The sequence below is a fragment of the Tractidigestivibacter sp. genome (genome assembly GCF_057241865.1).
Map to the genome: position 1 here is coordinate 1 of NZ_DBHHPX010000049.1, position 13,881 is coordinate 13,881.

Here is a 13,881-nt window from a genome sequence, read left to right on the forward strand (position 1 = left end):
GAGCCGACGTCGGTCAAGCGCTCCGTCTCCCGCATCATCTCCAAGCTCGGCCTCGGCAGCCGCGTCCAAGTCGCGGTCGCGTGGTGGCGCTCCGGGCGGCGGTGATTCCGCGGGGCGTGCTCACTTCAGTGCTGGCCGCTGCGCGGAAAGGCGGAACATGGGACAGGACTGGCCTGCCAATTTCGCGTCAGAATACTCCTTCTCTCAACATGGGCTTTCCTAGGCTGTTCGAAAACCTCACGCGTCCTTTTGGGATTGCAAGCTCCACTGAGCGCTTGCGGACTGCAGCGCATGCATGCGGGCGAACACGCCGCCCTCGCGCGCGAGCAGCTCGCCGGGCGCGCCTTCCTCGATGACCGAGCCGTCCGAGAGCACGACGATTTTGTCGGCGTTCTCTACGGTGCGCATGCGATGGGCGACCACAAGCACGGTCTTGCCTGTCAGCAAGCGCGAGAGGGCACCCTGCACCTTTGTCTCGTTCTCAACGTCTAGGCTGGCCGTCGCCTCGTCGAGCAACACGATGGGCGCGTCCTTCAGCAGCGCACGCGCAATCGAGATGCGCTGGCGCTCGCCGCCCGAGAGCTTCGCGCCGTTCTCGCCGATGGGTGTGTCGTAGCCGGCAGGCAGCTTGTCCACGAACTCGTCGCAGTTGGCCGCCGCAGCCGCCGCAAGCACTTCCGCGTCGGTGGCACCGTGCTTGCCGAGACGGATGTTCTCCATAACCGTGTCGTCGAACAGCGTGACGTCCTGGAACACCATCGAGTAGTCACCCAGCAGCACCTCGGGGTCGACTGTCGCGATGTTCACGCCGCCCACCTCGATGGCACCTTCTGTGGCATCCCACAGGCGCGCCGCCAGGCGCGCGCATGTGCTCTTGCCCGAGCCGCTGGGGCCCACGAGTGCGGTCACCTGGCCTTCCTTCGCGGTAAAGCTCACGGCCTTGAGCACCTGCTCGTTGTCGTAGGCGAAACCCACGTTCTTGAACACGATGTCGTGGCCTGCGGGCTCAAACGTCATCACGCCCTCGGCCGTTGGCGTGTCATAGATTTGCATGAGCCTATCGGCAGAAACCTGCGAGAGGAACACCTCCGCAATCAGGGCCAGGCTCTGGTCGAAGGGTGCGTAGACGCGCGTGATGACCAGCAGGAACAGGAACAGCGTCATGAAGTCGACCTGGCCGGACACGATCAGGTTCGCCCCCACCAGGATGGTCGTGGCAACGCCCAGCCGCATGATCACGCTCGCACCGTTCACGAACAGGCCTGTCGCCAGCTCACCCTTGATCATCGTGCGCTCGTGCGCGTCGATCCTGGCGTTCAGCGTATCAAGGAAGCGCTGCTCCTGGTTTGTGGCGCGAATCTCGCGGATGTTCTCGAGCGCCTCCTGGATTCCATCGGAGACCTCCAGGGCCGCCGCCTTGGTGCGTTCGGCATTGCGCTCGGCCATCTTCCGGCTGCCGAACAGTAGCGCGAAGGCCACGGGCACTCCCCACAGGCACGCGATGGCCAGCCGCCAGTCCATCGCGAGTAGCACGACGGCGATGGTGGCGGTGGAGACGTAGCTGCCGTAGAGGTAGCCCAGCACATGGGACCACACGTGCTCCATGCGGTTCACGTCGCCCATGACTGTTTCGGTGAGGTCGGCCAGGTCGCGCCTGCCGAAGAAACTCAAGGGCAGCCTGCGCAGCCGTTCGGCCAACCCGATGCGCATGGCCTTCACCTCCTCGTAGACCAGACCGTACGTCACCCGGTACTGCTGGTAGTGCGTGACGAAGCTAAGAACGAGGAACGCGAGGGTACCGAGGAGGAACAGGGGGATGCCTGGTAGGGGACTCCCGTCTACGAGCGTGTCCATGAACCGCATCATGAGCAGGTAGAGGATTCCCATGCCGCCCATGACCACCAAGTTCACAATCACGGTCCACAGCGTCCCCTTCTTCACGGTGGTCACGCCCTCGTCCGATAGCGCGAACTTGCGCTGGAACTTCTTGTCGAACAGCATGTTTAAGCCTCTCCATCGGTCGAGACCTGCCATTGGACGGCCTTGTTGTAGTCGGCCCACATGCGAGCGTACAGACCGCCCGCAGCCACCAGCTCATCGTGCGTGCCCTCTTCGGCTACGGAGCCGTCGTCGAGCACGACGATCTTGTCGGCGCCCACCACCGTGGACAGCCGATGCGCAATCATGACGACGGTGCGGCCTCGCATCAGCGCGGCGAAGGCCTTCTGTATGAGCACCTCGCTCTCGGGGTCGGCAAAGGCGGTCGCCTCGTCGAGTACCACGATGGGCGCGTCCTTCAATATGGCACGGGCCAGGGCGACGCGCTGCTGCTCGCCGCCGGAAAGGTAGGTACCTCCCGTTCCAATCTTCGCGTCGATGCCCTGTGGCAGCTTCGCGATGATGCCCTCGCATTGCGCTGCAGCGAGAGCCGCCTCGACCTCTTCGCGCGTGGCCTCGGGGCGCGCCGCACGGACGTTCTCCAAGATCGACGTCTTGAACAGCCGGTTATCTTGGAACACGAAGGCCACCTGATCCATGAGCACGTGTGGGTCGACCTTGCGCACGTCGACGCCGCCCACCTCCACGGTGCCACTGGTCACGTCCCAGAAGCGTGGAATCAGGCTCGCGGCAGTGGTCTTGCCGCCGCCGCTGGGTCCGACGAGGGCCACGGTCTGTCCCGGCTCAACCGTAAACGAGACGTGGTCGAGGGCTGGCTCTGACGCACCTTCGTAGGTGAAGCTCACATCCTTGAATGCGATACCGTTCCCCTGCGGCATGTCGGGGCTTTGCGCAACGTCGAGAACCGGCGCGTCCATCACGGGCCGGATGCGATCGAGCGCCGTGCTGGCGAGCATCATGCCACCCGCTGCGAACATGATCTTTGCCAGTGCCGTCGAGATTATGGCGGAGAACACCGCGTAGAAGGCGAAGTTCGTCACAAAGCCCGCAAGGTCGCCCGAGGCGAGTGCCTTCGGCGCCAGGAGTAGGGCAACGGGCACCAGGAAGGCGAACGCCCCCTCGGTGAAGGTGAGGTTGATCGATTGGGGAATCCGACAGATGGAGCCCTGATAGTACCTCGCCTTCGCGCTGTAGTCGTCGATGGCCTCCTTGAAAGCCCTGAAGGAGTTCACCGTCTGCTGGAACACCTTCACCACGGGGATGCCACGCACGTATTCCGTGCCCGCCTTGCTCATGCGGTCCTGCGATGCCTGGTATTCCGCTATGAGCTCGGCGTTCTTGCCGCCCATCATGGAGAACATCGCGGCAACGGAGATGACGGCGGCGAGGAGGCATGCGACGCCCATACGCCAGTCGAACACGAACATGAGCACGAGCATGGCAACGAACATCGTCACGGTACCCACGATGTCGGCCAGGTTGTGCGCGAGCAGCGTCTCGGTCTCGGCGGAAGCGCCGTCCAGACGGTTGCGTATCAGCCCGCTCGCATTGCTGTCGAAGTAGCCGAGCGGCGCCTCCATCAGATGTGCCATGCCCTGCTTGCGGATGTTGGAGGCCGTGCGGAACGCCGCCAGGTGTGTGCACATGAGCGCACCGAAGTATACGACGATGCCCGCAACCGCGAAGGCGAACGCCACCCAGCCGTACCCGGCGATGGCACCTGCCGAGCCCCAGTCGGGCGCAACGGCCACCAGATCGCGTACCACCAGCCAAATGCAGATGTAGGGAACCATCCCTGCGGCCATGGCGATGGCGGAAAGCGTGAGCCCCAAAAAGGTTAGGCCTCGTCGCTCGCCGGCATAGCCGAGGAGGGCGGACAGGTCCCCTTGTCTCTTCTTTGCCATAGGAGTCCCTTCATAAGTTAGTTTTATCTAACTTATATGATAGAACATCTTGGAAACAGGCGCAAAAATGGTCACGGCGTTAGCATCACCCGAGGCCTCACTTTATACAGTGTCTTGAGATGGTGCTTGGGGTTTGCATAGCAGACTCCATTCTTGTCGATGTAGGGGCTCTCAAACGGATGGTTGATGTCCCCCGATTGGGAAGTGGGGTCGTTAAGGAGCCGCTCGATGGGGTCGAGCACACGCTCGCCCAAAAGAAGGTCGGATGGCGCATCCCTGCCATACGTTTCTGCAAGCCGCCGCGCACGGGCTCGGACCTTCTCCCTTACGGAGAGCGGGTTCACGACAGCCCCCCGGAGACGTCCGCCGATAGGCGCTTGACGCCCTCCGAAGCGCCTTGTATGGATGGTTCGATCTGAGTGCTCAACCAGAAGGATGGATGTTGATGAGCAAGCGCAAATCTACGAAAGACGAGTACGAGGAAATCGTCCCCACCTCCGACAGGAAGGTCATCCTCTCACGCAAGGGGTTTGACAGCAACGCAGGAGGCGTAGCCAGCCCGATATTCTTTGAGGACACAAGCGACCTCTCGGGCACGCTTCTCTCGCTCCCCATCCCAGACAGCGATGCCCGTGACTCGTACGCCGAGCTCGAATACGACGGAATGGGATATGACCAGATTCTCTCGTCTCTCAAAGCCAAGGGCAAGACGCCCAAGTGCCACGTCGACCCCGATATTCGCGAGGGAGAACGCCGGGAGCGGCCTCAAGGATGGAAACCCGCGTTTGGGCAGACGGGAAAGGCGCAAAAGCAGCTTTATAACGCTGGCGTCACGAAGGGAGATCTCTTCCTGTTCTTTGGGTGGTTCAGGGGCGCTGCACGAACCAGGGACGGAACCCTGCGATACATGAGCAAGGGTCGCGACTTTCGCAGCAGCAACCTCGACGACTGGTATCGCTACTCTGACCTCCAGGTTGTATGGGGTTACATGGAAATCGGCAGCATCCTCACCGATCCCAGGGAGATACGCCAGTACTACTGGCATCCGCACGCACAGCCTGGCAAACTCGACAACAGCAACAACACTCTATACATCCCCACCCAACGGCTGAGCTTTGCCCCCGAACTCCCTGGCTACGGCACCCTTGACTTTTCCAAGGATCGCGTACTGACAAAGAAGGGCATGACGAGAAGCAGATGGATCCCCCATCCCTTCCTCATGCCAGAGCATGTGGGCGGAAATCGGAAGAACGGCTCCCGCCCCAAGGCAGGACAGGGCGCAGGGGATGCGCTTGTATACGGCGGACAGTGGCAAGAGCTCGTCTGCTACGAGTCCGACGGCCTTCTCGAATGGGCTAGATTACTGATCTGCGGCCAGCAGTAGGAAACGCCATTACGTTGACAAGCGTCTCCCGGAACACGTCCAAGGGCAGCCTTTCTACCCTCTCCCGGATGGCTTGGATATCGAGGCTTCAAGTTCACGGCTCTTCGGCTTGAGCGGGGCCAGAATCCTCCCATAGAGAATAGTGAGCTGACCAGAGACGGTTTTATCGACTACCCAGGCCATCAACGGCTCGATGTTCGATGGCCCTTGGTCCCGCGCCCCGGCCTGTTGAGACGTCTTCAGACACATAACAGCGGCCAGAGCCGCTTTTGTCAGCTGTCGTCTCGTTGGCCCCCGGCGGCAACCCCCCGTTGTCCCTGCCAGCTCGCCAGATACGCCGAGGCCCCTGTTCCCGAAGAGAAGTTTCGCGCAGCGCACTTCTCGTAGGGAACAGGGGCCTCGGCTAACGTAGCGGGTGACTAGCAGATCTTGTGGACCCACCCAAACTGATCCTCGACCTCGCCGGACTGGATGCCGGTGAGCGTCTCGCGGAGTTTCTTCATGACGGGGCCGACGTTCTCCATGCCGCTCTTGAAGACGTAGTGGACATCATCGTTGTCGACCTCACCCACGGGTGAGATGACAGCAGCGGTACCGCACATGCCAGCCTCGACAAATTCGTCGTCTAGGATCTCCTGGAACTTGACCGGGCGTTGCTCGACCTTCATGCCAAGCATCTTCTCGGCAACGTCGACCAGAGAGCGGCGCGTGACGGAGGGCAGGATCGAGTCGGTGAAGGACTGCGGCACGACGAGGGTGCCGTCCTCCTTGACGAAGAGGATGTTTGCCCCGCCGGACTCCTCAACGTAGGTGCGGGTCTTGGGGTCGAGGAACATGTTGTCGGCATAGCCCTTGCTGTGGGCCTCGACGCTGGGATAGAGGCTCATGGCGTAGTTGAGGCCGGCCTTGATGTTGCCGGTGCCGTGAGGTGCTGCGCGGTCAAACTTGGAGACCTGCAGCTTGACGGGCTTGACGCCACCCTTGTAGTACGGACCAACGGGCGTCACGAGGATGCGGAACTGGTACTCGTCGGCAGGCCTCACGCCAATGACGTCGCCGGTCGCAAACATGAACGGACGGATGTAGAGGGTGGCACCGGAGCCAAAGGGCGGAACGTAGGCGGCATTCGCCTTGACGACCTCCTCGACGGCCTTCACGAAGCGGTCCTTGGGGAACGGCGGCATGCAGATGCGCTTGGCGGAGTTGTACATGCGCTCGGCATTCTGGTCCGGGCGGAAGCAGACGATGTCGCCATCCCTCGTGGTATATGCCTTGAGTCCCTCGAAGACCTCCTGGCAGTAGTGAAGGAGCCCGGCGCACTCGGAGAGCGTGACGGTGTGGTCGGGCGTAAGCGTGCCCTCGTCCCAGACACCGTCCTTGTAGTTCGAGATGTAGCTATAGTCGGTGTGTGCGTACGTAAACCCGAGGCTACCCCAGTCGATGTCCTTCTTCTCCATTGGCATTCCCCTCTCATCCAGCTCGCACTCTCAGGCACGAGTGCGTGTTTAACCAGAGTAGGACGGTAGAACCAGCCGGCCGCAATCGTTGCGTAGCTTGTAACAAAGGAGGCTGGCACCTACACGGTGGAGCGAGGGGTCGCCTCGTACGCCATGATTCGCAACGCAGGCCGTAGCTTATCGGCATCCACCGCGGTCGGCACGCGTTGCGCTCTCACTTCACGGTCTCGTACGGTAGGCGGTCCACCAGGAACCCACGCTCCGCAAGCGCCGCGCCAATCTCGTCCAGCGCCTCCTCGGTTGGGGCGCTCACGTGGTGGAAGTGATACCCGGACGTCACGCGCGAGAGGGGTGTCGACCTGCTTGATGCAATCTCTGCCAGGTAGCGGGCCACGTCTCGACGGCTCGAGACGTTGAGCGACACAGAGATCACCCCGTAAGTGCGGTGGTTCACCACCACGTCCTCAACGGTGCCTCCCAAGTCGACAATAAGGTTGAGCTCGTCTTCTATCTGCTCCTCCGAATGGCGCACCTTGAAGATGCGCCGCGGCACGTCGCTCCTGCGCACCACGTAGCCGCGATGTGTGGATTCAACCTCAATGCCACTACGCCTGAGGAGCGCGATATCCTGCACGATGACCTGCCGGCTTACGCCAAGTTCGCCCGCCAGCTGGCCACCAGAAATTGGCTCCCCGGCGCTGTCGAGGAGCGCGACGATCTTTGCTCTACGATCTTCTCCGCCCATGCACCTTAGCCTAGCATGGATTCGAGGTCACCGTGAGGTGCTTAAGCGAGAGGTCGAGAATGGGCGCAGAGTGGGTCAGCGCGCCGGACGAGACGTAATCCACGCCCAGGTCTGCAAGGTGGGCGGCGCGCTCCATCGTGACGTTGCCCGAGACTTCCACCTCGGCAGCCCCGTCAATCACGCGGATGGCCTCGCGCATGGCATCCAGGTTCATGTTGTCAAGCATGATGATGTCCGCTCCGGCTGCCACCGCCTCACGAACCTGCTCGATTGTCTCGACCTCTACCTCGATCTTGCGTACGAAGGGCGCATAGGCCCGCGCGGCGGCAACGGCCTGGGCCACCCCGCCGGCGGCATCGATATGGTTGTCCTTGAGCAGCACGCCATCGGAAAGGTTGTAGCGGTGGTTGCCGGCACCCCCCACGCGCACGGCCTCCTTCTCGAAGACGCGCATGTTGGGGCAGGTCTTGCGCGTGTCCACCAAACGCGTCTTGGTGCCCGCAAAGAGGGCCGACATCCTCCGCGCCGCCGTCGCTATGCCGCTCATGCGCTGCAGGAAGTTAAGCGCCACACGCTCGCCGGAGAGAAGCGCACGCACGTGGGCACGCACGAAGCCCAGGTCCTGCCCCTCGGAGACGCCCTCCCCTTCTGTAACCGAAAACTCGCAGGTAGCCGTAGGATCAAGCAGCTCAAACGTGCAGGCGAACACATCCAGCCCGCAGATGACGCCGTCCTCCTTGGCAATGAGGCGGACCTCCCCTATGGCCTTCTCCCCTATCACAGACGCTGTGGTGACGTCCTCGCTGGTGATGTCCTCGCGAAGGGCCGAGAGAATCAAAGGTTCGGCCTGGAGCTTAAGCGTTACCGAGTTCATGCGGCATGCCTTTCTCGTACGATGTCGCGTGCTGCAAGCCGGGAGAAGACGAGGCTCTCGAGGAGCGAGTTGCTCGCCAGCCGGTTTGCGCCATGCACGCCGTTGCAGCTTGTCTCGCCCGCCGCATAGAGGTGCGGCAGCGTGGTCTCTGAGTGTGCGCCCACGTGAATGCCACCCATGAGATAGTGCTGCGCGGGCACTACCGGAATGGGTTCGCGGCGAATGTCGTAGCCCTCCTCGAGGCAGTGCTGCCAGATGTTGGCAAAGTGCCCGCAGATCACGTCTTCGCTCACGCGCTCGAACGAGAGGCGTACGTAGCGCGAGCCCTCGCTCTCCATCTGGGCATAGATGGCCTTTGAGACAACGTCGCGGGGCTGAAGCTCGTCGCAGAAGCGCTCGCCCGCAGCGTTGAGAAGGACGGCGCCCTCGCCACGGCAGCTCTCGGAGATGAGGAAGGCGCGCCCGGGCTTGTCGGTGTAGAGCGAGGTTGGATGAATCTGCACGTAGTCCATGTGGTCAAGCGTCACGCCATGGGCCGCGGCCACCCGGCAGCCGTCACCCGTGAGACAGGGGAAGTTGGTCGAGCGCTCGTAGAGGCCGCCAACGCCGCCCGTGGCGAGAATGACGTCGCGTGTGCGAAGCTCCGAGCGCTTGCCGTGCTCGCCATGCGCCACGATGCCCACGCAGGCGCCGTTCTCGACCAGGAGGTCGTCCATGCACACGTACTCGTGGACCCCGACGTTGGAGAGCTTGCGCACCTGCGCCAGCAGCTTGGTCGTGATCTCTTTGCCAGTGACGTCGGCGTGGTGGAGGATGCGCGGACGCGAGTGCGCTCCCTCGCGGGTGTAGTCGTAGCCGCCATCGGGCGTGCGATCAAACTCCACACCCAGGCGCACGAGGTCCGCAATCACGTCGCGGCTCGACCAGATCATGGTGTCCACGCTCTCGGCTCGGCACTCGCCATGACCGGCGCGCATGGTGTCGTCGAACCACGAGTCGTAGTCGTCGTAGTCGCGCATAACGCAGATGCCGCCCTGTGCAAGCATCGAGTCGCAGCTCTCGAGGTCCTCCTTGCAGACCATAGTCACGCGCAGCGCACGCGGCAGGTTGAGCGCTGCGTAGAGCCCGGCCACGCCACAACCCGCAATGACCACGTCACTCGCGAGCGGCGGCTCTGTGGCCGCGGTCTCTCTCATCGCCCGCGCCGACATCTCTGCCATGGCAGCACCTGCCATGCAGGTCACCTCCCCGCCAGCTCGAGCATGCGCTCGAGCGGCCCAACGGCACGCCGAGGGTCTTCTGGCAGCGCCACTTCCCCTGACATGTTCTCCAGGCAGGCCACGAGCTTCTCGGGAGTGACCATGTCCATGTTGGGACATATGGGTGCTGGTTCGGGGAAGAAGATGCGCTTGTCCTGGCCCTCGGTGCGCCGCGTGATCTCCGCGGCGACGCCCACCACTGTGAGCACGATGAACTCTCGCTCCTCACCTGCGGCTATGCGCTCGATGATCTGCTTGGTGGAGCCGATGAAGTCCGCCTCGTCGAGTACCTCGCGGGTGCATTCTGGGTGCGCCAGGACCAAGGCGTCGGGGTGCGCCACCTCCAGCGCCTCGACCTCGCCGAGGCCGATCCTGTTGTGCGTGGGGCAGTAGCCACGGTTCAGGATCACGTGCTTCTCGGGCACCTGCTCGGCCACATAGCGGCCAAGGTTCATGTCGGGAATGAAAAGGACGTTTTCCTGGGGCAGCTTACGCACCACCTTGATTGCGTTGGAGGAGGTCACGCAGACGTCGGCCCAGCGCTTGACCTCGGCTGTGGTGTTGACGTAGGCCACGACGGCAAGGTCTGGCACCTCTGCGCGCACGCGGTCAACGTCCTCGCGGCGCACCATATGGGCCATGGGACAGTCTGCCGCCGGCTCCGGCATGAGAACGTGGCGCGCCGGGCTGAGCAGCTTCACGCTCTCGGCCATGAACGATACCCCGCACAGCACGACGGTGGGCGCATCGAGGGTCTTGGCGAGACGTGCCAGGTAGAACGAGTCGCCAACGTAGTCGGCCATGCGCTGCGTCTCGGCCGGAACGTAGTAGTGCGCGAGGACCACAGCCCCCCTCTCGCGCTTGAGTTGCGTCACGCGCTCGGCAAGCGCACCCTTCTCGTCACGCCGCACGGATTGGTCTTCCCCCACGATGCCCCCTTGGTAGCCATGGTCGCTGGTGCGACAGTATGAACTCTGTCTTGCCATCTGACAAGACAGTTCTTGAGAAAGGCAGATGGGGCGGCACCTGCCGCCGCAGCTATGACAGGACCGGTGGCGGCAGCTACGACGGCGCCGGTGGCGACGGATGGCAAGAACCACCTGATCTGCGTATGCAGAACCCTGGATTTTTGACATTTCGGACCCATAACGGGGTCCGTCTGGCAGAAAAGTCCGGTCGTGCGTACGCACCAACCCCATTTGCCGCCAGGTCCCTCCCAGCCAACTGGGGAGACGCACAGACCCTGTCAGAGAGGTCGGGTTGAGCGTACGCACAAGTGGAACTTCTCGCCAACCAGGCCCCCCGGATGGTCTCCCGCGGCAGAGCGGCCCAGTCGTGCGTACGTACAATCCCACCACTGCCACAAGAAGAGAGCCGCCTGCGCCAAACAGGCGGCTTTCGAAAAACGCTCGCTTGGCGGCGTGAGGCTTCCGCACCCCGCGTCCCTCTCGCGCTACGCGCCCTTGAGCACCACGGAGCGCACGACGCCAGCCGTGTTGTCACACGCATCGAGCAGGTTCTCCATCTGGTCGAAGAGGCGCGTCCAGGTAACGGTATAGCGGCCGCTGGGCTCCTCCAGGAACAGACGGCGCAGGGCATTTTGGTAGACCAGGTCACCTTCGTCCTCGATGTGGCCCACGGCAATGGCCTTCTCCATGACCAGCGGGTCCTTCTTGTAGTCGGGCAGGTGGTCAATCATGATGCGAATGTCCTTGACGGCCGTGAGCGTGAGGTTGGCCATCTGTGGGCCCTCCTTGCGCATCTCGTTCACGTTGAAGAGGTCCAGCCCCGAGGAGATGCTGTTCATGTAGTCCACGATGTCATCCATGGCAAGCGCAAGGTCATCGATGTCCGAGCGCTCAATGGGCGTCACGAAGGACGAGTAGAGCTCCTCCATGATGTGCTTGACCTTCTCGTCGCACTTGTTCTCGAAGACCTTCATCTGCGGAATCTCCGAGATGGTCTCGGGGAAGCCGGTGATGATCATCGCATACTCCACGGCCGCGTCCTCAATGCGTGCGGCAAAGTCCTTGAGCAGGGTGTAGAAGACGTCCTCTTTTTTGGCACGGGGCATGGGTTCTCCTTAGAACACGACGAGAAAGAGCTTGGTGAGCAGAAATCCAATGAGGCCACAGCCAGGGAACGTGAATACCCAGGCAAGGACCATCTCCTTGGCAACGCCCCAGTTGACGGAGCGGACGTTCTTGGCGGCACCGGCGCCCATCATGGCAGCCGTGGAAGTGTGGGTGGTCGAGACCGGAAGGCCCGTGAGGGTCGCAAGAAGCAGCGACGCCGTCGCGCTCACCGAGGCGGCAAAGCCTTGGTACTGCTCGAGCGAGACCATCTCCATGCCGACCCTCTTGATGATGCGCTTGCCGCCGATAGCGGTGCCGATGGCCATGGCAGCAGCGCAGAGAACCTCAATCCACAGGGGGAACTGCGCACCGTCGACTGACATGCCTTGCGAGAGGAGCACGGCCATCATGGCGGTGGACATGAACTTCTGGCCGTCCTGGGCACCATGCATGGTTGCCATGCCGGCAGCACCAACGACCTGCCACTTCTTGAAGATGTTATTCATGCGGCGTCGGTCCGACTGGCGAAAGATCACAGGGATTACCCTGGCGATTGCCCAACCAGCGCCATAGCCCAAAACCGACGAGAGGATGAGACCGTAGACGACCTTGATCCACTCGTTCATGTTCACGCCATCGAGCCCGCCGTGCACAGCGAGCGCGGCACCGGTGAGTCCCGCGATGAGCGCGTGGCTCTCGGATGTGGGAATGCCAAAGACCCAAGCGATGGATGCCCAAGTCACAATGCCTACGGTTGCCGCCGCAAGGGCAATGAGGGCAGCATGGGTGTCTCCGCCAAAGTCGACCATGCCGCTCATGGTGTTGGCGACGGCCGTGGAGATGAGCGTCATGCCGATAAGACCCACGAAGTTGCACACCACGCTCATCGCGATGGCCTGGTTGACGCCAATGGCGCGCGTGCCCACGGGCTCGGCGATGGCATTCGCAGCATCCGTCGCACCATTCACGAGGATGGTCCCGATAACGAGGACCATGACCAAGGCGAGGAACGGACTGGTCTGGACGGCCGCGACGAACTGGGAGAAGCTGACCATGTGGGCGTCACCTTTCGATTGTTGGCCAAAGCATCATACCTGATGCAACCAAACACGGCATTCCCACTGCAAGGTTACACGTTACCGACACTCAGTTTGCAGTCTCTTAACGTGAGAGACAGGGGGACCGTCCCCTTGTCTCATCCGACGAGGGCCGCATCCCGCTACACGTTCGTCGACGTTTGTGTTGCGACCAGCACGCGTCACACATTCGTATACGAATGTGTGACGATGCGAAGGAGGAGCAGGGGGCCTGCCTTCCGCGCGGGGCAGCGACGCGGCACCCAGCCCGTACCCGCATCTGCCTCACCTACCAGACGAAACCTCGCCCACTGAGGATGCGCTCGAACGCGTGCTCAACGGTATCGGTGCGATAGCGCCCCAGAGGCAGCACCGACGGCTGCGAGGACTCCACCACAATGGGGCAGCCCGCCCACCTGAGCATCTCCATGTCGTTCTCGGCATCGCCAAAGACCATGCAGTCAGCGGCGTCAATGCCCAGGCGATCGGCCAGCGCCGACAAGGCCACCCCTTTGTCGACCCCGTTGGGTACCAGGTCAAGCCACTGCAACCCCGAGACCTTGACCGAGCAACGCCCGCCAAAGCGCTCATGCCAGTGCTTCTCGCGCGGGACCCCATCGGTGCAATACGCCGAGACCTTCATAAACGGCTCGGGAACCTGCGTGACGTCGGCGAGTTCGGTCACGTTGTAGCCGGTCACATTGGTGAGATGGTCCACCAGTTCGGGCGCGCCACTTCGCACGTAGACCGTCCTCATCCCCGAGACTACGGGCTCGCAACCGGGGTCGGACAACATGTCCTCGATGATCTCGTGCGCAAGGCCATCGTCCATCGTGGCCCTATAGGCCAGCTCGCCGCCCGTGATGGCAAGCGCGCCGTTCTCGCACACATACGAGATGCGATCGGCAACGGGCGAAAAAAGCCGCTGCAGGTTGGTGTACTGCCGGCCGGACGCAGGGACAAAGGCGATGCCCGCATCCACGATGCGCTCGACAAGCCCCAGCATCTGCGGCGAGAAGCGCGGTGCCCAGTTGATGAGCATGGTGCCGTCGATGTCACTGGCAATGAGCTTGGGCGTGTGCATGGGATCTCCTTGTGGCGTGGGGCCAGGCCGAGGGTTGCTTTTACCCTATCTCCGATGGGGGGCTACCGTCTGATATGTAGATAGACTTGTCAAGTGGCAAAGGTGGGCCAGCCTCCGACTTCTC

The 13,881-nt window shown here is 62.4% G+C and carries 12 protein-coding genes; 1 reads left to right on the forward strand and 11 read right to left on the reverse strand.

Annotation, left to right across the window (positions count from 1 at the left end; translation table 11 throughout):
• Positions 1–237 precede the first annotated feature (237 nt).
• The 3 genes from ACO59D_RS11740 to ACO59D_RS11750 all read right to left on the reverse strand — a co-directional run bounded on the left by ACO59D_RS11740 (position 238) and on the right by ACO59D_RS11750 (position 4,147).
• The gene (locus ACO59D_RS11740) at positions 238–2,001 is read right to left on the reverse strand and encodes an ABC transporter ATP-binding protein (protein ID WP_485127144.1); all 1,764 of its coding nucleotides are present in this window, start codon (positions 1,999–2,001) and stop codon (positions 238–240) included.
• A 2-nt stretch (positions 2,002–2,003) separates the two neighbouring features.
• Positions 2,004–3,803 (reverse strand): ABC transporter ATP-binding protein, encoded by a 1,800-nt coding sequence (locus ACO59D_RS11745; RefSeq protein WP_485127145.1) that lies wholly within the window; start codon positions 3,801–3,803, stop codon positions 2,004–2,006.
• Positions 3,804–3,874: 71 nt separating this feature from the next.
• Positions 3,875–4,147: a hypothetical protein gene (locus ACO59D_RS11750; RefSeq protein ID WP_485127146.1), complete on the reverse strand. Its 273-nt coding sequence runs from the start codon at positions 4,145–4,147 to the stop codon at positions 3,875–3,877.
• A 101-nt stretch (positions 4,148–4,248) separates the two neighbouring features.
• Between ACO59D_RS11750 and ACO59D_RS11755 the strand changes: the two genes are divergently transcribed.
• On the forward strand, positions 4,249–5,187 hold the full coding sequence (locus ACO59D_RS11755) for an Nmad3 family putative nucleotide modification protein (protein ID WP_485127147.1): 939 nt from the start codon (positions 4,249–4,251) through the stop codon (positions 5,185–5,187).
• 419 nt (positions 5,188–5,606) lie between these two features.
• Here ACO59D_RS11755 and ACO59D_RS11760 read toward each other — a convergent pair whose 3' ends face one another.
• The 8 genes from ACO59D_RS11760 to ACO59D_RS11795 all read right to left on the reverse strand — a co-directional run bounded on the left by ACO59D_RS11760 (position 5,607) and on the right by ACO59D_RS11795 (position 13,757).
• The gene (locus ACO59D_RS11760) at positions 5,607–6,650 is read right to left on the reverse strand and encodes a branched-chain amino acid aminotransferase (RefSeq protein WP_485127148.1); all 1,044 of its coding nucleotides are present in this window, start codon (positions 6,648–6,650) and stop codon (positions 5,607–5,609) included.
• 208 nt (positions 6,651–6,858) lie between these two features.
• A complete protein-coding gene (locus ACO59D_RS11765; RefSeq protein ID WP_130810556.1) occupies positions 6,859–7,389 on the reverse strand; it encodes a transcription repressor NadR in 531 nt (176 codons plus the stop codon).
• Positions 7,390–7,399: 10 nt separating this feature from the next.
• A complete protein-coding gene (nadC, locus tag ACO59D_RS11770) occupies positions 7,400–8,263 on the reverse strand; it encodes a carboxylating nicotinate-nucleotide diphosphorylase (RefSeq protein ID WP_130810558.1) in 864 nt (287 codons plus the stop codon).
• Positions 8,260–9,498, reverse strand: coding sequence for an L-aspartate oxidase (locus ACO59D_RS11775; protein WP_485127149.1), 1,239 nt, complete (start codon positions 9,496–9,498; stop codon positions 8,260–8,262). Before ACO59D_RS11775 ends, nadC begins: the two co-directional genes overlap by 4 nt.
• 5 nt (positions 9,499–9,503) lie before the next feature.
• Entirely contained in the window at positions 9,504–10,508 is a 1,005-nt protein-coding gene (gene nadA, locus ACO59D_RS11780) for a quinolinate synthase NadA (protein ID WP_485127150.1), read from the reverse strand.
• Positions 10,509–10,975: 467 nt separating this feature from the next.
• Positions 10,976–11,596 (reverse strand): DUF47 domain-containing protein, encoded by a 621-nt coding sequence (locus ACO59D_RS11785; RefSeq protein WP_485127151.1) that lies wholly within the window; start codon positions 11,594–11,596, stop codon positions 10,976–10,978.
• A gap of 9 nt (positions 11,597–11,605) precedes the next feature.
• The gene (locus ACO59D_RS11790; protein ID WP_130810565.1) at positions 11,606–12,652 is read right to left on the reverse strand and encodes an inorganic phosphate transporter; all 1,047 of its coding nucleotides are present in this window, start codon (positions 12,650–12,652) and stop codon (positions 11,606–11,608) included.
• A 310-nt stretch (positions 12,653–12,962) separates the two neighbouring features.
• Complete coding sequence (locus tag ACO59D_RS11795) at positions 12,963–13,757, reverse strand: HAD family hydrolase (RefSeq protein WP_485127152.1); 795 nt, start codon at positions 13,755–13,757, stop codon at positions 12,963–12,965.
• Between the last annotated feature and the right edge of the window lie 124 nt (positions 13,758–13,881).